Origin of the sequence: Bradyrhizobium sp. USDA 327 (genome assembly GCF_041262065.1) — a bacterium.
GTDB lineage: Bacteria > Pseudomonadota > Alphaproteobacteria > Rhizobiales > Xanthobacteraceae > Bradyrhizobium > Bradyrhizobium liaoningense.
The window spans coordinates 784,221-805,795 of record NZ_JBGCCW010000001.1 but is presented as its reverse complement, the minus strand read 5'-3'; the positions used below and the strand labels follow the sequence as shown (position 1 = coordinate 805,795).

Genomic DNA, 21,575 nt, shown 5'->3' with positions numbered 1-21,575 from the left:
TCAGATCGGGAGGCACCAGCCCATTTGCCGGGGCTGATCGCTCCTTGCCCGAACTAGAGAGGGCAATCGATCGAGTAGATCCTAAGATCCACATTCAGGCGGCTGTTCCGGGTCTGCGCCCGGAAGGCATAGAATGCCCCGAGGCTATCGCTCCCGGGATCGAGTTTTATTCCGGGCGTTAGTTCGTCGGGCGGGACCAGAAGGCCGATGTGCCGGTTGAGGGCGGATATCTCGATCCGCCCCTCGCCGTCCGCAAAATGCCCGCCGAGCTGGGTCACGGTGACCTTCGGCAGGCCGCGGCGCTGATGGCAGACCTCCTCCTCCCAGAGCTTGGTCTGTTGCACCAGCGGTTTGCCGGCGCCATCGGGAACGACGATATCGGGAAAAGACGGGCGCAGCATGCCGAAGAACTTGCTCTCCTTGGAGTTCGCCGAGAGACGAACGGTCAAGGACAGCTCGCCCTTGGCCCCCCTCAGGCGCGACAGGATCGGAGCATCGGGCTCGGCGGAGACCATCACGTCGATCCGATGGCGGACGCCCAGCTCCGCGGCAGCCCCGAGAGCCTTTCCGATCGGTGCAAGCCCGAAGGCGAGAGGAACGAGCGCCAGAAGACGCCAGAATGCTCGAAACCGCATGAAGCCCCTTGCAACACTGCGGGGTGGACCGATGACCGGCACGCCGTGTTCAGTGGCACCTTGATCCAAATCCCGAACTCGCAGCCCCGGCAGAACCGCTTCGATTGCTAAACGAAAATGGCACCGGGACAAAGGCCCGGTGCCATCGGTCTTGGTCGATCAAGTTGGCGTCTTACGGCGCCAGCTTGATGTTGTTGCGGAAGATCAAGGCATCGTTGGAGAGGTTCACGGCATCGCTGCCGGTCGCCATGATCACACGCAGATAGGTCAGGAACTTGGCGACTTCGACGTTGCGCGAGTTCGAGACGTAGATGATGTCCTGGTTCTTCATCATGACCTTGGTGGCGAGGAAGAAGCCGCCCGGATCGCGGAAGTTCACGTTGAAGATGACCGGGATCGTCTCTGACGTGTACTTGCTCACGTCGATGCCGAGCTGGGCAGCGACCTCGCGCGGCTCGCGGCGATAGAGATACACCGCAGCCGGATCGGCCTGGCCATCCAGCAGACCGCCGGCCTTGCCGACCGCTTCGCCGAGGTTGATGCGCCAGGCATCGAAGTTGAACTCGCCGCTCTGTCCGCTGGCGCCGAACGCCAGGAACTTTTGCTGCTCGCGATAGACATAAATGCTGTCGTCGGGACGAACATAGACGTTGTTCTCGGGCGCCATCACGAGATTTTCGAACGGCACGGTCGCCCGCTTGCCGCCGCGCTCCAGCATGACCCAGGTCTCGAAGCCCTGGCCCTTGATGCCGCCGGCGCGGGTGATCGCGTCGAGCACGCGATCCTTCGCACCCGCCGCGCTCGCCGGATAACGCGCCGGCGAATTGACCTCGCCGAGCACGCTGATGAGCTGGGTGCGCTGCGAAGACATCGCAACGACCGCCTGCGGCTCGATGGCGCGGTTGCCGATCTTCTCGATGATCGAGCGCTGGATCTGGACCGCTGTAAGGCCCGCGGCTTTGATCTGGCCGGCATAGGGCACGGTGATGAAGCCGTCATTGTCCACCGCCTGGTCCGGGATGGTCACGAAGTTACCCGGACGGACGCCGGCTTCCGCCGGGATGAACAGACCGCCTGCCGCGGCTTCGAAGATGGTGACGCTGACCACGTCGCCGATGCCGAACACGATGCTGGCGGGCGGACGGCGATCGGTGAACACGCCGGCGAGCCCCTTGGGCTCATGGGTGTGCAGGATCTTCACCGTAGCCGGATTGAGCGGCACCAGCTCGTAGGCCGGCGCGTTCTCGGTCTGGATCTTGTTGTTGACGTCGTCCGTCAGTGGACCCGAGCCGGGATTGGTCGAACAGGCCCCGAGCGCTAAAGCGACCGCCAGAAACGCAGGCTTCAAAACATAGGTCTTGGCAATAGATGACATGAATCGCGCCCGATAGTCCCAATTGACGTAAGTTGGTACGGCCTAGGGGGTGGGTGCGACAAGCGTTCCCAGCGGTTAACGGAGCGATCCGTCGGCCACTGTTGCTTACAAGCCACTCTTGGAGGCTTGGTTTAACCCTTTGTGACCATTTGTTGTATTTCGTGTGCCCGGCTGGCGGGCAAAATGCGCAACTTGAGGCCTCAGCATGTCGGGCGGGGGCGTCGCCGCCCTTTGCTAAAGCTGGGTCCATTCAGGATAGGACTCCCCCGTGTCTGGCCTCCTTCTGATCTCGCTGTTGGCAGGTTCCCTCCTCGGCGCCGCTAGTCGGCCGTGGAGCCCTGCCGCCCCCTGCCCTGGCAGCGCAGAATCCTCGTGTCACGAAGCGCCACGTGTTGCGGTTGCCCAACCGGACCCCTCCTCCGTCTGGAAATTCACCCGGACCCAGGGGGCCAAGGACGGCGAGAGCTTCGCCGCCATCATGAAGACCGCGGATACGGCCCAGTCGGACCCGGACTTTGCCGGCCTGATCGTCCGCTGTGCGCCACAGGGCAAGATCGACGTGCTGGTGGCCTTGATCCGGCCCTTCCCGCCGCGGAGCCGCCCTAAGGTCACGATCGCCGCGAACGGCGGCGGCACCTTGACCTTCGACGCCCGCATGGCGGCCGCAGGCGCTACCGTGCTGCTACCCGACGAGGTCTCTGCCTTTGCCGCCGGCAAGTGGCAGACAGCGGCCTCGCTGTCCGTGGCGGTCAGCGAAGGCGACAGCGAGATAAAGGGCGTAGTGGCCCTGAACGGGCTGCGAGAGGCCTATCATTCGCTGCTGGCAAATTGCAGCCAATAGGCCAAATTTAGCCATACAACTTAAGGGTCCTTTTAGGGAGGGGAACCTAGGGTCCGAAGCACGGAGAGGTGTTTCGGATGACCGCGCTTTTGATTTTCAGCTTTCTCGTCGGTGCCGTGCTGGGGCAGCGCTTTCGCGTCCTGGTGCTCCTGCCGTTGATCTTCGTCATGTTGCTCGCCGCCGTCCCGGTCGGCTTGATGGTCGATCTCACGGTGGTCGAGAGCCTGAAAGGCATGGTGTTCGCAGCCATTGCCCTGCAGAGCGGCTATCTCTTCGGGTCAGGGGCCCGCTTTGGCCTTGCTGCCGCGCGCGCCGGGCGCGTATTTGCCCGCCCGGTCAAGTCTGTGCGCTGATGACGCCGGGCTGAGGCTGCCACCAGCCCCCTCGTGGGGCGCGCGAAGGCCAGGCTGGTTGCCTGCGAAGACCTCTGCTTGAAAACCCACCGCTCGCTTGTATGGTGACCTGATCGTTTCAGGATTCCCCTCGAGCGCCGTTTGTCCTTCGCTTATTTTGCCCTCATCGTTTCCATCGTTTCCGCTTCCGCTCTCGAAATCGCCGGCGTCAAGTTCGGGGCACAGCTCGCGACGATGGCCGCAGCACTGAGCTTGCTGGCGGCCGCCTCGAGCACGCGCAAGGCCGGCTACGATCACTATGTTCGCGCGACCTCGTGGGGCCGGTGGATCCTGACCGCCATTCCGCTGTGCATCGCCGCCCAACTCGTCCCTCTTCCGCTGAGTTGGGCGCATCCGATCTGGGCGAGCGCTCACGAGGTCCTCGGCGGCCTGCCGTTCGGGCCGATCACAGCCGATATCGGCTTGACCGGGAACGCGCTGCTGCTGGCGCTTGCGGCGATCTCGTTGCTCGGCGTCACCATCCTAGTCGTGCGCAACCGCAGCCGGGCCCAGCTGATCCTCCTTGTGCTGAGCGGCGTAGCCGCGGTCTCAGCCTTGATCCTCGACTTGCATCGGCTGTTGCCGGCGCTTGCTGCAGACGTTCCCCATGACCTCACGACGACCTTGGCGGGCCTTGGCCTCATGCTCAATCTGGCGGTCATGCAGCTCGCCGCTGAACGGGCCGAAACGCATCACTCGGTGCTTCGCTCGGTCGCGATCGGCCTTTGCGGCCTGGTCGGAGCTTTGGTCAGCGCCGCCGCGATCTTTTGGTTTTCCGGAACGAACAGCGCAATCGCGGCGGCTTTTGGCGTTGTGCTGATGCTGCTGATCCTCGTCATCCGCAGATTGGACCTGTCACCATTGGCCGCGAGCGCATTGTCCGTGGCAGCCCTGATCGGCGCGGCGATCGTGCTCACCTTCCTCTTCGAGAAGCACTCCGGGCCGGTCCTGATGCGGCTCGTCCCGGAGATGGGAGCCGAGACCAAGGCCGCCCTCGAGCGCATGTTGGCCGACACGCGCTGGTTCGGCGCTGGTGCCGGGACCTTTGCTGCGGTGGGCAGGATCTATCAGAGCGATGCCGGAGCTGTCTTGACCGCGCCCTCTGCGGCCATGGCCGTCTTTGCGGGGATGGGATGGATTGGCTTGGCTGCCATGATAGCCGTGAGCCTGATCGCTTTGGTCCGCCTGTTCTTCGGCGCTCTGCAGCGCGGACGCGATTCGTTCTTTCCCGCGGCAGCCGCGGCCTGCGTTCTCTTTGCGCTGGTCCAGAGCTTCGCAGGTCCCGGATTGCTGCGCCCGGCAGCAATCCTGTGTCTCTCGGTGATCGTGGGGCTGGGGCTGTCGCAGAGCGTCAGCCAATCCTCGCGATGAAGCCCGGCTGCTCTCAGACGGAGCGATCGCCGAGTGAGGCCCAGTAGTTCGGGTTCTTGGGCGATTGAATGCGGACCCAGCGATAGGGCTTCTTCGACCAGGGCATGATGTGGCCGGAGAGATTGTCCAGCACGAGATCGCCTGAGAAGGTCCGCACCACGACCACGAGATGATGCTCGCCCCAGGAGGTCACGACTTCGCTGAGCAGCACCGAACGCGCCGGGAAGCCCTTGGCGATCAGATCGTGGCGCTTTGTCACAGCGTAGTCGTTGCAGTCGCCGCTCGCGGGATGCAGCAACCACTTTTCGCCGCGCAGCCCTTCCAAGTTGGGTTCGGGACGGATCGCGCTGTTGACCCGCTGGTTGACCTCTTGCATCTGCGCCAGGCGTTGGGCCGTGAGCTTCAGGCGTCCGCCACGGAAGACGATCTGTTGCGGCCGCGGTTTGCACTCGTCCTTGTACTTCAGGCAAAAGATGGTGAATGCCATCGGCGCCAGCGTCGGCTGGTCGAACTTGATGTACTGGATGGCACCGCGCAGCCCCATGGGCGCGCCGACGAAGGCGGCTTCCGCATTCTGCTGCACCCCCGCAGCAACGACGATTGCGGCCACAGCCGCCAGGAATTTCACGACTTTGCGCATGTTGCGCTCCCCGTTCTTGTTGGGGAGACGCTACGCGAGACGCCTTGAAATACGGCTCAAACGGCGCGCGATCCTTTAATCAAAATGCGGGCTAAGCGGTCGGAAATAATTAAGAATACCGATGCGTGACTTGTTCTGCTAAGAGCGGTCGCGATGATCCGCTCGTGACGCCAGAAGCGATTCGACCGACCTGATGGGCTTTTCCAGCCATTTTCGAAAGAAGACCAAGCCTCGGCTTCCCGACGGCGTTCGCGTCTATGCGATCGGCGACGTGCACGGCCGTGCCGATTTGCTTCAATCGCTCTTAACCGTGATCGATGTCGATCTTGCCCGCTCGGCCCCCGAACGCGCCATTCAGGTCTTTCTCGGTGACTATGTCGATCGCGGCCCGGACTCACGCGCCGTTCTTGATCTCCTGATCGAACGCTCGAAATCGCACGAGACGGTTTGTCTGAAGGGCAACCATGAGGTCTTCCTGCTCGAGGTCCTCAAGAACCCGGCCCGCCTGCAGGAGTGGCGCCACTATGGCGGCCTGCTGACGCTGGTCTCCTACGGCATCACGCCGACCATGAATCCGTCCGCGGAACAGCAGGTCGAACTGATCGAGGGACTGAAACGCGCGCTGCCGACCGAACACTTGGCCTTCCTCCAGCAATTGCCCTCCTCCTTCACGTGCGGCGACTTCTTTTTCGTCCATGCCGGCGTCAAGCCGGGCGTCGCGCTCGATCGCCAGAAGGATGAGGATCTGCTCTGGATCCGCGAGGAATTCCTGGCCTCCGAGGAGCGCTTCGGCAAATATGTCGTTCACGGTCATACGCCGGTCAGCGCGCCCGATATCCGCCCGAACCGCATCAACATCGACACCGGAGCCTACGCGACCGGAAACTTGACGCTGCTGACCATCCAGGGCGATAGTCTGCTGGCAATTTAAAGGGTGCTGGCTGGACCTCGGTCCCGTCGTCGGGCCCGCCCGCACAGGCCTCGTCAATTCCTCCATGAACCGCATGATCCTGCTTCGCGTCGTCGGCATCTGCACCGCAATCGTGCTGGCGCTTCACGCCGGCATGGCGTTCTACGGCGATCTGACAAGGCCGAACTTTCGCGCCGTCGATTTGTTCTCGGGCGAGCCTCCGCCCGACAAGGCGAAGCTGGCAGCCGCCGCTGGCTTGGCCGCGTTTTCATGGGATGGCGACCTGCTTGCGAACTACGCGGCAGCGACGGCCGCTGACGTTCTTCGACCTCCGTCGACCGAGGCGGGCGGCAGGGCCAGCGAGAACAAGGCAGCCCAGGCCGCCGTCTTGGCTGCCTTGAAAGTCTCACCGATCCGGCCCGCGCTGTGGCTCACGCTCGGCACGCTACAGGCCCAATCCGGCGAAGCGGTCACGCCGGCGGTGAAGATGTCCTACTTGACCGGATCGGTGCCGATCGACGTTGCCTTCTCTCGCGTCCGGACCGTAACGTCGAGCGCGGCGGCGACCGATGAGGAGATCAAGCTCCTGGCGCAATCCGACATCCGGTCGGCGCTGGCCAATCGCTCGCGTTACGAGCCTCCGCTGATCGCGGCCTATATGCAGGCAACGCCGCAAGGCAAATCGCTGCTGCTGGAGGCGACGAAGATCACCGATCCCAAATTCAACGAGATCTTGCGGCGGTACTGAGCCCGCTCCAGCCTTGTGGCTATCGCTTGCGGGGCTGCAGCGAATTCCTCAGCGTACCGATTTCGGATTGACCGGCACAAAGTCCTCATCGCGGCGCGGCTGATCGGATCGCCCCTTGTAGACGAACATGCCCTTCTTGGTCGCGACGATGTCGCCTCGCTGCAGGCTTTCATCGTTGAGCAGGCTCTCGGTGGCGACAAGGTCCGGATCTACCGGAATGGGCTTGGAGAGCTCGGGATGCTCCCGCCGCTCGCGCAAGACGTCCTTGGCGCGGCGCTGTGCGTCCTCGATCCGCTGGCGCCATTCGTCGCGCGTGACTTCCGGCTCGCTGGATGGAAGATAGTCGTTGAGCGAGGGCGCCAGCTCGGTCTGGGCGAGACCCAAGGCCGGACAGGCGAGACCAAGGCCGAGTACACCGGCAACGGTTGCGACCGTCCGAGACAGCGTCCCAAACCGCATTTCACAGTGACCACGTCGACCCGTTCGCACGCTGGTGACTCCCTGACAGATCGACAAGGACGGCCATTGGCCAACGTCCTCATCTTCCACACCTCAGCCTACACCTTTGTCGATGGCAGGAAAGCCAGTTCGCGGCCCAGCTTCCCTGGGGCCTTCCCGCAAAAAATCGAAAAACAACCCCATGCACAGTAGCCGGAGCCAGTCGGATCAATGGGTTACAGTTTTCCGAAATGGAATTGACCCGTCGGGCAAAACAGGGGCAGAATGGCATGGTCCGGGGAGAGGTCGACCGGATGACCGAAGAACCTGAGATCCGCGTCACGTGATCGGCTCAAGGGCAAACTCTGCTCTAAGACTTCATTAGGTCATTGCTGCTAACTTTCGGCATTCGCCCTGTGGAGTTGCTGAGAATGCGTGCAAGTCCGGTATTGCTGGCAGGTGTTGCCGTTGCGGCTTCCGTCATATCGGGCCCCGCGGCGCAGGCCAGCCCCCTCTGCATCAAGGAACGGACGCCGTTCGCCTTATCGCAGGATACGGTGAGATGGACGATGTCGATCGAACCCGGAGCCGACTGCATCCAGGGGCTACGTTGGTCGTACATGCAGATCTTCAACGTCTCGGTCGTGAGCGGACCATCGCGAGGGCAATTGGCGGTGGTCGGGTCCGGCTTCCGCTATTCGGCCGAAAGCACGACGCGCGGTGCCGACAAGTTCACGCTGCTGATCTCGGGCAAGAACCGGCACGACCCCGGCACCTCGACCCTGGAGGTCGAGGTCAACCCGCAATAGCCTGTCTCACAGCCCGTCAGGCGGCTAATAGCGGCTCGACCCGCTCCCCCGGGTTCTGTTCCCGTGATAGGGCCGGGCGCGTCCGCCGCTCGTGACCGGCGGCTCGATCCGGCTCGGAATATTCCGCGTGGCGTTGGGAGGCGAGGGCTGCGAGGGGTTGACGATGATCACGTTGCGATTGGGCGTCGAGGGGTCATTGACGCCCTGGGCCCAAGCGCCGGCAGGCACGGCAAACGCGAGTATGATCAAGACTAATCGTTTCATGCGACATCTCCCGATCAAGAACGTCAGGGAGCCGGACACCGTTCCTTCACGGCTGCTTGACGGTTCGTTGCGGGCCCTCACCTGGGCACGGCAACCAGCTTGCCATCCCTCCAAACGCCTTGGGCGGCCCTTCCGGCAGGAAGGCTCCCCGTCACGTTCCGGACAGCGGTCGGCCGGGACGCTGCTTGGGTGGTCTGCGCTTTTTTCGTCGGTGTCGTGATGATGCTGGAGCTGGTGGTGTTGGCCTGATCCTTGGTCCCTTGCGCAGAAGCAGACTGAACCAGGAAGGCCAAAAACATGGTTGCTGTCAAAACGCCGCGCATGGTCAAACACCGGAATGAGGAGCCGGACGAAATGTCACAGGTTTCTGCCCAAAAGCAAGCGCCTCGAGACGATCGTGCAGGACCTTTGCAGGGGCGGCCATAGAGCGGCCCACCCGCCCGAGGGGAGCCGGGGTGAAAAGCCTAGCGAAACAGCATTATCCGGGCTAGTTGATCGGCCTTGATGACCGAGACCGGCGACACAGCAGCCAACGCCTCGAAGGCGCAAGAGATCAAGGCCGGACTCGTCCGCCTGCTGTCGGGGCGGATCCGCGAGATCTCCGACGACCCGCGGCAGATGCGGGATGTCGTCTACGAGTTGGCCCGCGTCAAGCTCCTGGAACAATTCACCCCCGCCAGTGCGTGGGAAGCACGAGAGCTCCAGCAAGTCCTCGAACGCGCCATTCGGGAGGTCGAACGGTCCTTTGAGCGAGGCGGAACTTCCTCATCGGCAAAGGCGAGTGCCACCGTCGCGTCGAATTCTCCGCAAGTCGATGCCCCTCCTCACGCGCGGGTTACTCCCCCGCCCATTCCAACGTCGCCTGCTTTGGCTTCCCCGACCCCTTCCAAGGCCGCGGAAACGCCACGTCGTTCTGTCGCATCGCCGAGATCGCCCGACCGTCCCAAACAGAGGGCGGCCTTCAATTCCCTCATTCGATTGACCGCCATCCTCCTGCTCATTGCGGGAGCCGGGACCGCGATCGTCTCTTGGCCACGGCTGAGGACACAACTGACCGCATTGTCGCAGGTGGTGCCGCCGTCCGAGCGCGCGAAGACTTCGGAGCCTCAACCGACCACCATTCCGAGTCCCTCGCTGGGCGAGACCGTGGAAAGAATGCCGGAGAACCCAAAGGAGCCGGCGCCAGTTGCGCAACCCTCGATGCCTTTGCCGACGACGTTCGGCGTCTACGCCTTGAGCGAGGGCCAACTCCATGAGCTCAAGCCGGTGCCCGGAAAGATTCCGGACCGGCGCGTCGCGATCTCGGCAGCGATCAACGCGCCGAGCGTGACCACACTGACGGATGGCGATGTCAAATTCATCGTGTTCAGGCCCGATGGGGGCGTTGACGCAAGCGGGACCGAAGTTCGGGTCGTCGCGAAAGTTTCCCGGGCGTTGGGCGTCGATGCCAGCGGGAAAGCCGCCATGGTCAACGCCGGCGATTCCTGGGTCATCCGCAGCATGTCCTACCCCTACAAGGTAGGTCCGATCGAACAGCAGTCGCGGATGCTATTGCTCCAGCCGGAGCAGGACGGCTTCACGCTCGCTCCCGGCCGCTACATCGTCGTGGTCAAGGGGATGGGCTACGACTTCACGGTCGCCGGAACGGTCACCGATCCCAATCAATGCGTCGAACGCATCAATGCGGCGAACGGCGCGTTCTACTCTCCCTGTCCGCCGCCACGACGCTAAAGCATGATCCGGAAAAGTGCGCAGCGGTTTTCCGAGAAGATCATGCTTAGACAACAACCTAAAGCGCGATGACGATTCATCCTGATCGCATCGCGCTTTGGAGCAGCATGGGTTCTGATTGTCTCAGAACCGAAGCCATCGATTCCTGTCTCGATACGTTTTCTTCAAGCGGGCCGGCATCCACCTCGCTCGAAAACGCTCTCGCCGCCCCTCTGTTCCTTATTTGGCCGGCTTGTTGTCCTTTGGCGCATCCGCCGGCATGTCGTCGACCTTGCCGTTATTGGCGACGCATTTCTGGAAGTAATCGCGCTGATCCTTGCCCGTTCCCTTGGCGCTGCCGGCCGCGGGATTGCCGATTTGTCTGGGTGGAAAGGCCCTGGCGACCGCAGCATCGCATGCGCGCGCCACTTCGGCGGTGATGGCCGAAGCCGTCGCCGGCGCAGCCAGAGTCAAAACACCTGCCAATCCAATCAATGTCTGTAGATTTTTGACCGGCACCTCTGCTCTCCTTCAAATCCGTCAATGCTTGCCGGAACCATAGCAAAAAGGATCGCAGCACCAAACCGCAAAGCGATACCGAATTGTCACGCGGTCTGCGCTGGGTGCCGCATACGACTCCTGGCGGCATCCTGAGTGCACGCCCCCTCCTTCGAGACGGCGCTTACGCGCCTCCTCAGGACGAGGCTATTCGGCGTCCGTGGCCGTTGAAGCTGTTGTCGCGCACTCCGTCCCTCCCGAGGAGCCCGCCTGATGCGCGCGTCTCGAGGGATGGCTGCAGAGCGCTAGCTGTCGAGCTGCGGCGGCTTGAAATCCGGAAAACGCGTGAGCATTGCGGTCTTGACGAACTTCAAGTGAGCAATGGTGCTTGCCAATTCCTTGAGCCGTCGCTGGCCGTTCGAGATGTCGGCCGCGAAGAGATCCTGATGATAATTGTCGAGCGGCTCCCGCTCGAGATATTCGTCAGTCCCGTTTCCGAAGGTGACGGATGCACGCGCCAGGGCATCGTCAACGCGCCGGTTGAGCCCGGCCTGCTCCCTCTCCGCCTCCTGCAATGCCGTTTCGATCGCCGCCAGGACGGCACCGATCCGCACGCGGTCGGTCTCCGCATCGCGCTCGACGGAGCGGGCCTTGAAACCCTTGTCCTCGCGGCGGGAGCCGAGAAGATTGTGCGCGCGCGCTCTCAGGAACAGCTGAAACATTTGGGCCATCCCACATTCGAGATTCAGGCGGCTTACCATCGGTCAGACATAGTTAACAAAGCTTAAAGCTTGCTCCCGTCCCAGCCGGCTTTGTGCGATCCAGACCAGCCAAGGATATAGTCAAAATGAGGCCGAATCCCGTGTTCATCCGGCAAGCAGCCACAAAGCGGCAAGCGCACGGTGGACGAGCACGTCTGCGCTTCGCATTGATGAAGACGGCTTCGGCGCATTTCGAATGCGGCCGCTGGCGGTCGCAGACGACATTGACGAAACATCCGTGCTTATACGGAGCGGCATGCACCAACTTCTTCTCGGTAAGGTTGAGAGGTTAGCTTAATCCGCGTTGTTTGTTGCGAACTTTCACGAACCGCTTATCCATCTCTCGCACCGGGCTCCCCCAAAGCCCGGCCCCGCCCAAGCAAAGCCGTCGAGCGAATATGGGTCCGCTTGGCGGCTTTGTCGTTGTGTCGACGAGAGGATCGTTTCGTTATGGCGCGCAGGCCCTGGTCGTTCAAGGAAGACCGCCGGCTCATGGAGTTGGCGAAGTCTTCAGCCTCGCTGGAGCAAGCGGCGAAAATTCTCGGGCGCTCGCCCGATGCGATCAAGCGCATGGCGTTACGGCTTGGCCTTTCGTTGAAGTCGAAGACGGGCAAGAAGACCTGACTTCGGCGCGGCAGCTCACGCCGCACACCTCACTCCGCACAGTCCGTCGCGGCGCCTGCAACGTCGAACCGCCCGAACGTATCACCTTGAAAGCAGGCATGTGCGAGCGGCGACGGCGGCAGACGCCTTTAACGATACTTTCGGCTTTCGAACCTGACGAAGAACCAACCCTGTATGTTGGCGTCATGCGCAGGAACCACATCATAGCAGCTGCGAGCATCTGTCTTGCGCTGATCGTCTATGCGACCCTGGCGAGGCTGGCGGGTAGACCCGCACTCATGGGGCATCACGAGGCCTATTGGGTCGTCGTGATCGAGCGCTTCAGTGCCTATGGGCTGCTCGGCTTCCTGCTTTCCTTCCTGCTGCCCGGACGGTTCGGTCTGGCCTGCTCTCTCGTCATCGCGGTCGCTATGGGGCTCGAGCTGATGCAGTCGTTCATACCCGACCGCGATCCGGGCTTCCTCGACGTGCTGCAGAAGGCGGCGGGAGGCACCGTGGGCGTCATGCTCGCCCAGATGATCCTGGCTTTCTTGCCCAGACCACCTTCCTAAGGCGGTCGGCTCAAGCCACCCCACGGCTGTTGCGGGGCTCGGAGGGAGCCAGCAGTTCGGCCATCTGCCGATGGGTGTTCTGCAGCGCTTCAATGGCGAAATCGAGATCGAAATCCGTCTCGCGAACGGATGCAAAGAACTTGACCGTCAGTGCCAGATCGAGTTTGACGCGTGTCATCCCATCGCGGCTCTTGCGACGATCGAGCGACAAATGGATGGCGCGGTCCCGGGCCTCCATTGCGCCGCAGCCGCAAAGCGCACCGAGTTCGTCGTATGTCATCCAGATTTGAGGCATGTTCTTCCACCACGCTTGACCGGCCACAATACTAGCTCTCGCTTCTAAAGGCGGCATTGCTTCAGCGCGGCCGCGGCGTGACTTCGAGACAACAATGTCAATGCAATGCTAATCAGGGCGGCAGGTGCAGGCTTCTCGTGAAGCTACGCGGAGCGTCGTCGATCTGGCTCTTACTTGGGCGAGCCAGCCGTGAACGGATGCCGCCTGCGGGAACGGCCGTCGAGCCCTTTGGGCAGCTTGTCGGCCTTGAGCTTCACGACCGCGCTGCGGGCGTCGGCAGCCGGAGCGTCTTCCTGGCTGTAGATCAGCGTCACCTCGAACTTCACGTCAGGCGCTTCCCGGGCCGTTCCCGAACAGGTCGCCATCGCACCGGTATATACGCCCGAGAGATCGACCTCGACCTCGTCGAGCCCGAACACGGTCGGCGGCCCGTCGGCATGTCGCCGCGTGGTTAGAACGGCCGTGAAACGCTGGTCGTCATGGAACTGATAGGAGCCGCCATAGGTGAAGAAGCTGTCGCTGCCGGAAATCCGCCCCTGGGCCAGATGCACGATACCGGTGCCTTGCGCTTGCGCGGTTCTGAACCACGCCGCGTATTTGCCTTCTTTCAGCATGGAGACACCCGTCGTGATTTCCACGCGTATTTGCAACGAACCGTAGGGCGCGACAATGACCGGCGCGGTGAGCATTCCGCCACGGTTAACGCCGTGCAAAGTCAATCCGTCAAATTTCCGCCGGCGCAGGAGGCGGCGCTCGCGGCAAGATCAGAACAATTCTATGCCGTCGTCCGCGGTCTCGACTGCCTCGACCCGGCGCACGGCGGCGATCGACGCCAGCCCGAACGTTTGCAGGAACTCCCGGTGCACGTCCCGCTCGCGTTCCATCGTGTAGCGCGCAAAGAGCTGGTCGAGCACGGCTTCGTCCTGCGCTTGCGGCCGCGGCTGCTGCGCGGCCGCGCTCGCGGTCTCGAGCCGCGCGGCAACCGCGGGCAGTGCCGCAGAGCCTTCGCCGAGCGTGGTCATCAGGCCTTGCGCCGAATTCATCAGGCCCTCGAATTCCGCACCTTCATCGACGAGCCGGCTCATCAGCTTGCCGAGCCGTTCATTGCCGGCCTCGACCTCGCGCAGCGCCTGGAGGATCTGCGGTTCGAGCTTGGCGAGCTGCGTGGGATCGCCCTGCACGCGGAGCTCCTTCAGCTCGCCGGCCGACCGCTCGATGCCGTCGAGCACGGGCCTCAAACGCCCCGCTCCCACCGAGACCTGGTCGGCCGTTGCCTTGAGCTCGTTGGCAATGACGACGAAAGCGCTGCCGCGGCTGCCGAGATGGCTGGCCTTGAGGCCCGCATTCATTCCGATCAGCGTGATGTCGATTGTCGCCTCGGCCAGCCCGGCGATCGCCTGGCGAAATTTCGTCAGCGTATCCTCGACGATCGCGAGCGCCTCGTCGACCGATCGGCCCGCACCCTCGCAGGTGGCGATCAGCGCCGATGCGTGCGCCAGCGTCTGCTTGATGCGTGTCAGGAACGACGACGAGCCGCCATCCTCGCCGCCGAACAACGTGCGGCCGTGCCCGACGACGCTGCTCGCATCGTGCAGGATGGCGGTCAGCGCGCAAACGATCTGGCCGATGTCGCCGCCGAACTCGCGCTGGGCATCCCTGAGCTGGGCCGCCTGCAACTGGCAGATCGCACGCGCGCCGTCATCGCTCGCGATCGGTTCGGGAACGAGGCTCGGGGCGGCTCCAGACAGAAGGCCGAGGCCGTGGGAGACGTGCTCGAGACGCTGACGCGTGCTGTCGCCCGCCTGCAGGGAAACGATCGCGCTGCCGACCGCCTCGGCGATCTTCCTGGTACTGGAACTTGCGCGGTCGGCCAGATGGCTGCTGTTGCGGCGCTGATCATGCAATCCGGAATAGGCGGAGCCGAGTTCGACGCTCTCCGCCGCCAGTTGATTCCGGTAGCGGCTCTCGAACTCCTTCTGCCGGCCGAATGCGGTGGCGACCGCCTCCGAGAGGCGCTGCTGATCCCGCGCACAGCCCTCGATCGCGCCCTGCACAGCCTTGCCGAGATCATAGGCTTCCTGCGTGAAGGCGAGAAAGCCCTCGCGATCGCCGTCGAGCGCGGCTGCCTCGATCCGCGCGCTGCGGGCGATGATGGTGATCATCTGGATGTGCTTGAACAACGGCTTGAGCAAGGCAGACGCCTCCGCCGTGCTCTTGCCGATCGTCTCGAGCAGGGCGCTCTCGGCCGGCAGCGCCTGCGCCAGGTCGCTGAGCCGCGCTGCGATCTCCTGTAGCGCGGTCGCGGCGCCTTCGATCTCGGCACCGGAGAGCTCCGAGGACAGCGTTGCGAGGCCCTGGTTCAGCTCCTTGAAGATGAGATGTCCGCGTCCGAGCTCGTGACCGACGCGCGCGAACACGTCCTCGATACGCGAGGAGACATCTTCGATCGCGGCGATCGCCTCGGTAAGCGTGTCGGCGGGAATGACGGACATTGCGCTCAACCTGCCACCGCAACGTGCCCGGTCTGATACCAGAGCATGATTTCGCGCGGGATATGGTTCAGCGATACGACCTTCTCGACGCCGCCATGGGCGATGGCTTCCTTGGGCATGCCGAACACCACGCAACTCTCTTCATCCTGAGCCCGCGTCGAGGCGCCGAGCTTGCGCATCTCCAGCATTCCGCGCGCGCCGTCGTCGCCCATGCCGGTCATGATCACGCCGAGCGCGTTGGCGCCGGCATGTTGGGCCGCCGAACGGAACAACACGTCGACGGATGGGCGATGCCGGGACACCGGCGGCCCATCCTTGATCGCGATCTGGTAGCGCAGGCCGATGCGCTGGAGCAGCATGTGGCGGGCTCCCGGCGCGATATAGGCGCAACCCGGCAGCACCGGTTCGCCGTCCTCGGCCTCCTTGACCCGGATCTGGCAGACGCCGTCGAGACGCCTGGCAAAGGCCGCGGTGAAGCCTGCCGGCATGTGCTGGACGATGACGATGGGCGGACAGTGCAGCGGCAGCACCTCGAGGACGTCATTGAGCGCTTCGGTGCCGCCCGTCGAGGCACCGATGCACACGATGCGTTCCGTGGTCGGCCGGACCTTGCCCTGCACCGGCGGCGGGATGATGGCATCGGCGGTCAGCTTCTTCTCGATTGCGCGACGCTCCGCGCGCGGGCGCACCCGGGCGCGGGCGGCCGACCTCACGGCCTCACGCAGCCGCGTGGAGCATTCGAGCAGCGCCTGCCGTGTGTCGATCTTCGGCTTCGGCACGATGTCGACTGCACCCGCCTCGAACGCCTCGAACATCACGTTCGAACCCTCTTCGGTCAGCGAGGAGCAGATGATCACCGGTATCGGACGTTGCGCCATGATCTTGCGCAGGAAGGTCATGCCGTCCATGCGCGGCATTTCGAGGTCGAGGATGATGACGTCAGGCAGCTCCTTCTCGAGCCGCTTGGCCGCCACGAACGGATCGGACGCGGTCGCCATCACCTCGATCTCGGGATCTTCACTCAGGATCGTCAGCAGGATTTGGCGCACCGACGCCGAATCGTCCACGATCAGCACGCGAACTTTCTCCCTCGGCATTCTGGTTGCGCTCCGGCTAGACCTGGAAGATGGTTGGCTGAACCTGCTTCAGCCCTGGCACTGCACTGTGAATCATCGATTCCGAATGCCCGACCAGCAGATAGCCGCCCGGGCGCAGATGGCTGCACAATTGCTCCACCACCTTGCGCTGGGTCTCGCGCTCGAAATAGATCAGGACGTTGCGGCAGAAGATGATATCGACGTCGCGATCGACGGGATAGGACTTGTCCATGAGGTTCATCCTCATGAAGTGCGTCATGCGCCGCAGCTCAGGTACGATCCGCACTTCGCCGCGCGACCTGTCCCGGGACGACGAAAAATATCGTTTCACGAACTGCTCCGGCACGGGCGCGAGCACGTCGCGGTTGTAGATCGCCGTCCTGGCGAGGCGCAGCACCGCGGTCGAGATGTCGGTCCCGAGGATGCGGTACTGGAAGCGCGAGCCGCTCCGCGTCATGTCGTCCAGCACCATCGCGGTCGTGTAGGCTTCCATGCCGGTCGAGCTCGCCGAGCTCCAGATCTTCAGATTCGCGTTTCTCCGTCCATGCGCTTTGAGCAGGGCGGGAACCGCGACTTCGCGCAAGAAAGTGAAGTGCTGCGGCTCGCGGAAAAAGTCGGTCTTGTTGGTCGTCACCACATCGATGAGATGAGTGAGCTCGATGTCGAAATGGTCCGCCTCGAACAGGTTCTCGACGTATTCGTTGAGGTCGGAGAAGTTCAGCGCGCGCACGCGCTTGTGCAGCCGTCCCTCCAGCATCAGCCGCTTGCCCTGCGGCAGCTTGATACCGACCTGGCCCTCGATCAATTCGGCGATGGTGCGGAAATGGCGGTCCGAAAGATGCACGGCCGTGTCCTGCATGGCAGGCATCATGGCTGCTTGCCCCGACCCGGGACGGCCACCTGCATTGCATAACGGGCCATACGGAGCATCTGGAATCCTACACTTTAGCTAAAATTGCCGAAGACGGACCGGCCCGCCAATGGCGGGCCGACGCGTCAGAATCCTAGCGCTGGAAATCGGCGTCCCGATCGTCCTCGCCGTCGTTCATGTCGAAGGCGAAACCGCCGCCACCGGCAGCCTTCACGGCACGCGCCGGCTTGGCCAGCGGCTTCTTGGCCGGACGCTCGACCGCCGCCATGGTGGCCGCCTTGGCGCGCAGCTGATTCACCGCCCGGTCGATCGGCGCGGCGGCGTGGCTCTTTCCACCCTGCTCGATGCGGAAGTAGGCGATGGTCGACTGGAGCTGTTCGGCCTGCGAGGCGAGCTCCTCCGAGGTCGAGGACACCTGCTCGGAGGCGCTGGCGTTCTGCTGGCCGACCTTGTCGAGCTGCTGGATCGCCTGGTTGATCTGCGCCGAACCGACGTCCTGCTCGCGGCAGGCCGCGGTGATCTCCTCGACGAGCTCAGCGGTCTTCTTGATGTCGGGAACGAGCTTGGACAGCATGGCGCCGGCCTCCTGCGCCACCTTGACGGTGTCGGTCGAGAGCGTGCCGATCTCGGCCGCGGCCGCCTGGCTGCGTTCGGCGAGCTTGCGCACCTCGGAGGCGACCACCGCAAAGCCCTTGCCGTGCTCGCCGGCGCGCGCGGCTTCCACTGCGGCGTTGAGCGCGAGCAGATCGGTCTGGCGCGCGATCTCCTGCACGATCGTGATCTTCTCGGCGATGGTCTGCATCGCGCTGACGGCACGGCCGACGGCTGCGCCCGAAGCTTCCGCATCCTTGGCCGACTGCGCAGCGATCTTCTCGGTCTGGTTGGCGTTGTCCGCGTTCTGCTTCACGTTGGAGGCCATCTCCTCCATCGAGGAGGAGGCTTCCTCGGCGGAGGAGGCCTGCTCGGTCGCGCCCTGCGACAGCTGCTCGGCGCTCGCGGAGAGCTCCTGGCTGCCGGCCGAGACGTTCTGCGCGGCGGTGAGGGCTTCTGCGACGATCTGCCGAAGCTTCTCCACCATGCGTTCGAGTGCCAGGCCCAGCGTATCCTTGTCCGACAGCGGCTTGGCTTCGACCATGAGGTTGCCCTGCGCGATCTCGTTGGCAACCGCGGCGGTCTGATTGAGATTGACGGTCATCGCATTCAGCGACTTGATGAGGTCGCCGATCTCATCATTGCTGGATGAATCGATCTTTTGGCTGAGATCGCCGATCGCCACCGCATCGGCAAGGCCGACCGCGCTGGAAAGCGAACGGCTGATATTCAGAGCCATCCAGGTCGCGGCAGCGATGGCGATGACGAGCGAGGCGAGGATCAGGGAAACGAGAATCAGGGTGGCGTGGCTTCCGTCGACTTTGGCCTGCTCGCTCTCCGCGGCCATCTGCTTCTTCACATAATTGATGTAGTCGCTCGCCGCCGTGAGTGCCGGCGTGGAGGCCTTCAGGCCCTCGGTCATCGACCGCTCGGTCGCCCTGGCCTTGTCCTGTTTGGCGAGCGCAAGCGTCTGATCCTGTACCGCGTTGGAGTTCGCGTAGGCAACGGCAAAAGTATCGATCAATTTCCTGCCGGTCTCGCTTGCGCTGGAATAGACCTCGTCCTTCACCTTCATCGCGCGTTCGCGCAGTTGGGCGATCTGGCCGATGAACTTGTCCTGGTCGGCTTCCGCCGCGAGGATAGTGTTCTTCTCGGCCCGCACCTGAAGCAGGACGGCCTCCTGAAGTTCGCCAACCTTTGCCAGCCGGCCGGCACGGGCAGACAGGTGCTCGGCCGTCGCGACCATGTCGTTCAACTTCAGATACGCGACGCCGCCGGCGATCATGGACAGCAGGATGACGACGCCGAAGGCGCCGGCAAGCTTGGCTTTGACGGTGAATCTCATGTCAGTCTCGTTGGTTCGAATTGGGGTGTTTACGCGTGATCACGCTTGACTCTTGCAACTCAGGCGGCGCGAGGTGCGTCCGCGCCGGCATCGCGCCCTTCCGGGATCTTGTCGTTCGCCATCAGCTTGGCGAGGTCGAAGATCACGACGAACTTCTCGCCCTTGCGACCGATGCCGACGGCATAGTCGGATTGCCATTTCCCGCCGACCTCGGGGATGGGCTCGATCGCCTGCTCGTCGATGTCGGTGACCTCGAACACGCAGTCGGCGACGAAGCCGACGCCGACCAGGCGGTCCTTCATCGGCACGTCTAGGATGATGATGCGGGTGGCTTCGGTGGACGGCACGCTCGGCAGGCCGAGCTTGGTCCGGAGGTCGACGATCGGATAGCCGCTGCCGCGCACGTCGATCATGCCGAGCAGGAAGTTCGGGGCGTGCGGAAGCCGCGAGATCGGCCGCATGTCGAGGATCTCACGGACATTGCGGATGCTGATGCCGAACGTCTCGCCGGCGAGCCCGAGCGTCAGATATTGCGAGGTTGCGGCCATGATGCAGTCCAAGAATCCGGAGGTTGGCAAATGAATGCGGCCCGGCACAACGGCCGGACCGGCTGATCAACGCTGGAACTCGGCGTCGCGGTCGTCTTCGCCGTCATGCATGTCGAAGGCGAAGCCACCACCACCGGCGACTTTCATCGCGCGCGCCGGCTTGCGAACGGGGGCCGGCTTCTTGGTGTCGCGATCCACAGCCGCCATGTGCGCAGCCTTGGCCCGGAGCTGACCGACGGCGCGGTCGATCGGCTCGGCCGCGGCATTCTCCTTGCGTGTCGCGTGCTCGATCCGGAAGAACGAGATGGTGGACTGGAGCTGCTCGGCCTGCGAAGCGAGTTCCTCCGAGGTCGAGGACACCTGCTCGGACGCGCTGGCGTTCTGCTGGCCGACCTTGTCGAGCTGCTGGATCGCCTGGTTGATCTGCGCCGAACCGACGTCCTGCTCGCGGCAGGCCGCGGTGATCTCCTGCACCAGCTCCGCGGTCTTCTTGATGTCGGGCACGAGCTTGGATAGCATCTGGCCCGCCTCTTGCGCGACCTTGACGCTCTCGGTCGAGAGCGTGCCGATGTCCGCCGCGGCCGCCTGGCTGCGCTCGGCGAGCTTGCGCACCTCGGAGGCGACCACCGCAAAGCCCTTGCCGTGCTCGCCTGCGCGCGCCGCTTCCACTGCGGCGTTGAGCGCGAGCAGGTCGGTCTGGCGCGCGATCTCCTGCACGATCGTGATCTTCTCGGCGATGGTCTGCATCGCCTCGACGGCACGACCGACGGCGACACCGCTGGCCTCGGCGTCCTTGGCCGATTGCGCCGCAATCTTCTCGGTCTGGTTGGCGTTGTCGGCGTTCTGCTTCACGTTGGAGGCCATCTCCTCCATCGAGGAGGAGGCTTCCTCGGCCGACGAAGCCTGCTCGGTCGCGCCCTGCGAGAGCTGCTCGGCGCTGGCGGACAGCTCCTGGCTGCCGGCCGAGACGTTCTGCGCCGCCGTGATCGCCTCGGTGACGATCTGCCGAAGCTTCTCGACCATCACGTTCAGCGACCTGACGAGATCTCCGATCTCATCGTTGCTCGCCGAGGGGATGGTCCGGCTGAGATCGCCCTCAGCGACCGCGCCCGCAAGGCCAACAGCCCTTCCGAGCGAACGGCTGATCGAGATGGAGATCCAGAGCGCGGCCCCGATCGCAACCGCCAGCGAGATGCCGATCAACGTCATCAGCAGGAATTGGGCCTGGTGCCCCTCTGCTTTGGACTGGACCGCCTGCTCGGCCATCTGCTTCTTCGTATTGACGACGTAGGCGCCCATGGCTTCCATCGCGTCCGCGACGACCTTGCGGCCGTCACCCATCGAGCGCTCCATGGCCTTGGGCTTGTCAGTCTTCGCAAGCCGAAACGTCTCTTCCTGGTACGTATTCATCTTCGCGTAGGTGGCTGCAAAGCTGTCGAGCAGCTTCCGGCCCCCCTCGCTCGCCAGCGTGTAGACCTCATCCCTGGTCTTCGTCGCTTGCTCGCGAAGCCTCGCGGCCTCAGCGGCAAACTGCTCGGCTTGAGCTTCCGTTCCAAGAACTGCGTTCTTTTCGGCGCGCAGCTGAAGCAGAATATCCTTTTCGATCTGCGTCGCCTTCTCCATGCGGTTTGCACGCAGGACCATGCTGTCGGCAGTGGCCATCATGTCGCCGAGCTTCATGTAGGCCACGCCGCCCGCGAGCCCGGACAGGACGATGACCAAGCCAAACGCGGTGGCAAGCTTTGCCTTGACGGTAAATCTCATTTCCA

General features: G+C 63.5%; 24 protein-coding genes. 9 read left to right on the top strand and 15 right to left on the bottom strand.

Going from position 1 to position 21,575, the window contains the following annotated elements; genetic code table 11:
* Nucleotides 1-53: 53 nt before the first annotated feature.
* Together ABIA42_RS03540 and ABIA42_RS03535 are read right to left on the bottom strand one after the other, a co-directional pair.
* Entirely contained in the window at nucleotides 54-635 is a 582-nt protein-coding gene (locus ABIA42_RS03540) for a hypothetical protein (RefSeq protein ID WP_370115478.1), read from the bottom strand.
* Nucleotides 636-807: 172 nt separating this feature from the next.
* Complete coding sequence (locus ABIA42_RS03535) at nucleotides 808-2,010, bottom strand: polysaccharide biosynthesis/export family protein (protein ID WP_271526782.1); 1,203 nt, start codon at nucleotides 2,008-2,010, stop codon at nucleotides 808-810.
* 478 nt (nucleotides 2,011-2,488) lie between these two features.
* On the opposite strand from ABIA42_RS03535, the gene ABIA42_RS03530 reads away from it, so the two are divergent.
* The 3 genes from ABIA42_RS03530 (at nucleotide 2,489) to ABIA42_RS03520 (ending at nucleotide 4,614) form a co-directional block, all read left to right on the top strand.
* Nucleotides 2,489-2,851 carry a hypothetical protein gene (locus ABIA42_RS03530; RefSeq protein WP_271526783.1) on the top strand — a complete coding sequence of 121 codons (363 nt, stop codon included), beginning with the start codon at nucleotides 2,489-2,491 and terminating at the stop codon, nucleotides 2,849-2,851.
* Between the two features lie 77 nt (nucleotides 2,852-2,928).
* Complete coding sequence (locus ABIA42_RS03525) at nucleotides 2,929-3,204, top strand: hypothetical protein (protein ID WP_271526784.1); 276 nt, start codon at nucleotides 2,929-2,931, stop codon at nucleotides 3,202-3,204.
* A 504-nt stretch (nucleotides 3,205-3,708) separates the two neighbouring features.
* Nucleotides 3,709-4,614 carry a hypothetical protein gene (locus ABIA42_RS03520; protein WP_370115481.1) on the top strand — a complete coding sequence of 302 codons (906 nt, stop codon included), beginning with the start codon at nucleotides 3,709-3,711 and terminating at the stop codon, nucleotides 4,612-4,614.
* Nucleotides 4,615-4,627: 13 nt separating this feature from the next.
* On the opposite strand, the gene ABIA42_RS03515 is transcribed toward ABIA42_RS03520, so the two are convergent.
* A complete protein-coding gene (locus ABIA42_RS03515) occupies nucleotides 4,628-5,254 on the bottom strand; it encodes a transglutaminase-like cysteine peptidase (protein WP_370115483.1) in 627 nt (208 codons plus the stop codon).
* A 193-nt stretch (nucleotides 5,255-5,447) separates the two neighbouring features.
* On the opposite strand from ABIA42_RS03515, the gene ABIA42_RS03510 reads away from it, so the two are divergent.
* Complete coding sequence (locus tag ABIA42_RS03510) at nucleotides 5,448-6,185, top strand: metallophosphoesterase family protein (RefSeq protein WP_271526787.1); 738 nt, start codon at nucleotides 5,448-5,450, stop codon at nucleotides 6,183-6,185.
* Nucleotides 6,186-6,249: 64 nt separating this feature from the next.
* Entirely contained in the window at nucleotides 6,250-6,912 is a 663-nt protein-coding gene (locus ABIA42_RS03505) for a hypothetical protein (RefSeq protein ID WP_370115485.1), read from the top strand.
* Between the two features lie 48 nt (nucleotides 6,913-6,960).
* Here ABIA42_RS03505 and ABIA42_RS03500 read toward each other — a convergent pair whose 3' ends face one another.
* Nucleotides 6,961-7,371, bottom strand: coding sequence for a hypothetical protein (locus tag ABIA42_RS03500; protein WP_370115487.1), 411 nt, complete (start codon nucleotides 7,369-7,371; stop codon nucleotides 6,961-6,963).
* A gap of 548 nt (nucleotides 7,372-7,919) precedes the next feature.
* Here ABIA42_RS03500 and ABIA42_RS03495 point away from each other — a divergent pair.
* Nucleotides 7,920-8,159, top strand: coding sequence for a hypothetical protein (locus ABIA42_RS03495; RefSeq protein ID WP_271526790.1), 240 nt, complete (start codon nucleotides 7,920-7,922; stop codon nucleotides 8,157-8,159).
* A gap of 24 nt (nucleotides 8,160-8,183) precedes the next feature.
* Here ABIA42_RS03495 and ABIA42_RS03490 read toward each other — a convergent pair whose 3' ends face one another.
* A complete protein-coding gene (locus ABIA42_RS03490) occupies nucleotides 8,184-8,423 on the bottom strand; it encodes a hypothetical protein (RefSeq protein ID WP_370115489.1) in 240 nt (79 codons plus the stop codon).
* A 504-nt stretch (nucleotides 8,424-8,927) separates the two neighbouring features.
* Between ABIA42_RS03490 and ABIA42_RS03485 the strand changes: the two genes are divergently transcribed.
* Nucleotides 8,928-10,154, top strand: coding sequence for a hypothetical protein (locus ABIA42_RS03485; RefSeq protein WP_370115491.1), 1,227 nt, complete (start codon nucleotides 8,928-8,930; stop codon nucleotides 10,152-10,154).
* 219 nt (nucleotides 10,155-10,373) lie between these two features.
* Here ABIA42_RS03485 and ABIA42_RS03480 read toward each other — a convergent pair whose 3' ends face one another.
* Together ABIA42_RS03480 and ABIA42_RS03475 are read right to left on the bottom strand one after the other, a co-directional pair.
* Entirely contained in the window at nucleotides 10,374-10,652 is a 279-nt protein-coding gene (locus ABIA42_RS03480; protein WP_370115493.1) for a hypothetical protein, read from the bottom strand.
* Nucleotides 10,653-10,936: 284 nt separating this feature from the next.
* Nucleotides 10,937-11,353, bottom strand: a complete 417-nt coding sequence (locus ABIA42_RS03475) for a hypothetical protein (RefSeq protein ID WP_271526794.1) — start codon at nucleotides 11,351-11,353, stop codon at nucleotides 10,937-10,939.
* 489 nt (nucleotides 11,354-11,842) lie between these two features.
* On the opposite strand from ABIA42_RS03475, the gene ABIA42_RS03470 reads away from it, so the two are divergent.
* Complete coding sequence (locus ABIA42_RS03470) at nucleotides 11,843-12,016, top strand: hypothetical protein (protein WP_199751639.1); 174 nt, start codon at nucleotides 11,843-11,845, stop codon at nucleotides 12,014-12,016.
* Nucleotides 12,017-12,201: 185 nt separating this feature from the next.
* Nucleotides 12,202-12,567, top strand: a complete 366-nt coding sequence (locus tag ABIA42_RS03465) for a VanZ family protein (protein WP_370115496.1) — start codon at nucleotides 12,202-12,204, stop codon at nucleotides 12,565-12,567.
* Nucleotides 12,568-12,577: 10 nt separating this feature from the next.
* On the opposite strand, the gene ABIA42_RS03460 is transcribed toward ABIA42_RS03465, so the two are convergent.
* From ABIA42_RS03460 to ABIA42_RS03425, 8 genes are all read right to left on the bottom strand, one after another.
* Nucleotides 12,578-12,862, bottom strand: coding sequence for a hypothetical protein (locus ABIA42_RS03460; protein WP_370123659.1), 285 nt, complete (start codon nucleotides 12,860-12,862; stop codon nucleotides 12,578-12,580).
* A 170-nt stretch (nucleotides 12,863-13,032) separates the two neighbouring features.
* Nucleotides 13,033-13,476 (bottom strand): hypothetical protein, encoded by a 444-nt coding sequence (locus ABIA42_RS03455; protein ID WP_271526966.1) that lies wholly within the window; start codon nucleotides 13,474-13,476, stop codon nucleotides 13,033-13,035.
* A gap of 150 nt (nucleotides 13,477-13,626) precedes the next feature.
* The gene (locus ABIA42_RS03450) at nucleotides 13,627-15,354 is read right to left on the bottom strand and encodes a chemotaxis protein (RefSeq protein WP_370157115.1); all 1,728 of its coding nucleotides are present in this window, start codon (nucleotides 15,352-15,354) and stop codon (nucleotides 13,627-13,629) included.
* A gap of 5 nt (nucleotides 15,355-15,359) precedes the next feature.
* Entirely contained in the window at nucleotides 15,360-16,451 is a 1,092-nt protein-coding gene (locus tag ABIA42_RS03445) for a chemotaxis response regulator protein-glutamate methylesterase (RefSeq protein ID WP_271526797.1), read from the bottom strand.
* A 16-nt stretch (nucleotides 16,452-16,467) separates the two neighbouring features.
* Nucleotides 16,468-17,322: a protein-glutamate O-methyltransferase CheR gene (locus ABIA42_RS03440; protein ID WP_370115499.1), complete on the bottom strand. Its 855-nt coding sequence runs from the start codon at nucleotides 17,320-17,322 to the stop codon at nucleotides 16,468-16,470.
* Between the two features lie 133 nt (nucleotides 17,323-17,455).
* A complete protein-coding gene (locus ABIA42_RS03435; protein ID WP_370115501.1) occupies nucleotides 17,456-19,258 on the bottom strand; it encodes a methyl-accepting chemotaxis protein in 1,803 nt (600 codons plus the stop codon).
* A 59-nt stretch (nucleotides 19,259-19,317) separates the two neighbouring features.
* Complete coding sequence (locus ABIA42_RS03430) at nucleotides 19,318-19,806, bottom strand: chemotaxis protein CheW (RefSeq protein ID WP_271526800.1); 489 nt, start codon at nucleotides 19,804-19,806, stop codon at nucleotides 19,318-19,320.
* Between the two features lie 66 nt (nucleotides 19,807-19,872).
* The gene (locus ABIA42_RS03425; RefSeq protein WP_370115504.1) at nucleotides 19,873-21,570 is read right to left on the bottom strand and encodes a methyl-accepting chemotaxis protein; all 1,698 of its coding nucleotides are present in this window, start codon (nucleotides 21,568-21,570) and stop codon (nucleotides 19,873-19,875) included.
* Nucleotides 21,571-21,575: the final 5 nt, after the last annotated feature.

What these genes read in the sequence shown, in the direction of transcription:
- ABIA42_RS03540 (WP_370115478.1), bottom strand. Translation starts at nt 635, where the DNA reads ATGCGGTTTCGAGCATTCTGGCGTCTTCTGGCGCTCGTTCCTCTCGCC.
- ABIA42_RS03535 (WP_271526782.1), bottom strand. Translation starts at nt 2,010, where the DNA reads ATGTCATCTATTGCCAAGACCTATGTTTTGAAGCCTGCGTTTCTGGCG.
- ABIA42_RS03530 (WP_271526783.1), top strand. Translation starts at nt 2,489, where the DNA reads ATGAAGACCGCGGATACGGCCCAGTCGGACCCGGACTTTGCCGGCCTG.
- ABIA42_RS03525 (WP_271526784.1), top strand. Translation starts at nt 2,929, where the DNA reads ATGACCGCGCTTTTGATTTTCAGCTTTCTCGTCGGTGCCGTGCTGGGG.
- ABIA42_RS03515 (WP_370115483.1), bottom strand. Translation starts at nt 5,254, where the DNA reads ATGCGCAAAGTCGTGAAATTCCTGGCGGCTGTGGCCGCAATCGTCGTT.
- ABIA42_RS03510 (WP_271526787.1), top strand. Translation starts at nt 5,448, where the DNA reads ATGGGCTTTTCCAGCCATTTTCGAAAGAAGACCAAGCCTCGGCTTCCC.
- ABIA42_RS03505 (WP_370115485.1), top strand. Translation starts at nt 6,250, where the DNA reads ATGAACCGCATGATCCTGCTTCGCGTCGTCGGCATCTGCACCGCAATC.
- ABIA42_RS03500 (WP_370115487.1), bottom strand. Translation starts at nt 7,371, where the DNA reads ATGCGGTTTGGGACGCTGTCTCGGACGGTCGCAACCGTTGCCGGTGTA.
- ABIA42_RS03495 (WP_271526790.1), top strand. Translation starts at nt 7,920, where the DNA reads ATGTCGATCGAACCCGGAGCCGACTGCATCCAGGGGCTACGTTGGTCG.
- ABIA42_RS03490 (WP_370115489.1), bottom strand. Translation starts at nt 8,423, where the DNA reads ATGAAACGATTAGTCTTGATCATACTCGCGTTTGCCGTGCCTGCCGGC.
- ABIA42_RS03485 (WP_370115491.1), top strand. Translation starts at nt 8,928, where the DNA reads ATGACCGAGACCGGCGACACAGCAGCCAACGCCTCGAAGGCGCAAGAG.
- ABIA42_RS03475 (WP_271526794.1), bottom strand. Translation starts at nt 11,353, where the DNA reads ATGTTTCAGCTGTTCCTGAGAGCGCGCGCGCACAATCTTCTCGGCTCC.
- ABIA42_RS03470 (WP_199751639.1), top strand. Translation starts at nt 11,843, where the DNA reads ATGGCGCGCAGGCCCTGGTCGTTCAAGGAAGACCGCCGGCTCATGGAG.
- ABIA42_RS03465 (WP_370115496.1), top strand. Translation starts at nt 12,202, where the DNA reads ATGCGCAGGAACCACATCATAGCAGCTGCGAGCATCTGTCTTGCGCTG.
- ABIA42_RS03460 (WP_370123659.1), bottom strand. Translation starts at nt 12,862, where the DNA reads ATGCCTCAAATCTGGATGACATACGACGAACTCGGTGCGCTTTGCGGC.
- ABIA42_RS03455 (WP_271526966.1), bottom strand. Translation starts at nt 13,476, where the DNA reads ATGCTGAAAGAAGGCAAATACGCGGCGTGGTTCAGAACCGCGCAAGCG.
- ABIA42_RS03450 (WP_370157115.1), bottom strand. Translation starts at nt 15,354, where the DNA reads ATGTCCGTCATTCCCGCCGACACGCTTACCGAGGCGATCGCCGCGATC.
- ABIA42_RS03445 (WP_271526797.1), bottom strand. Translation starts at nt 16,451, where the DNA reads ATGCCGAGGGAGAAAGTTCGCGTGCTGATCGTGGACGATTCGGCGTCG.
- ABIA42_RS03440 (WP_370115499.1), bottom strand. Translation starts at nt 17,322, where the DNA reads ATGATGCCTGCCATGCAGGACACGGCCGTGCATCTTTCGGACCGCCAT.
- ABIA42_RS03435 (WP_370115501.1), bottom strand. Translation starts at nt 19,258, where the DNA reads ATGAGATTCACCGTCAAAGCCAAGCTTGCCGGCGCCTTCGGCGTCGTC.
- ABIA42_RS03430 (WP_271526800.1), bottom strand. Translation starts at nt 19,806, where the DNA reads ATGGCCGCAACCTCGCAATATCTGACGCTCGGGCTCGCCGGCGAGACG.
- ABIA42_RS03425 (WP_370115504.1), bottom strand. Translation starts at nt 21,570, where the DNA reads ATGAGATTTACCGTCAAGGCAAAGCTTGCCACCGCGTTTGGCTTGGTC.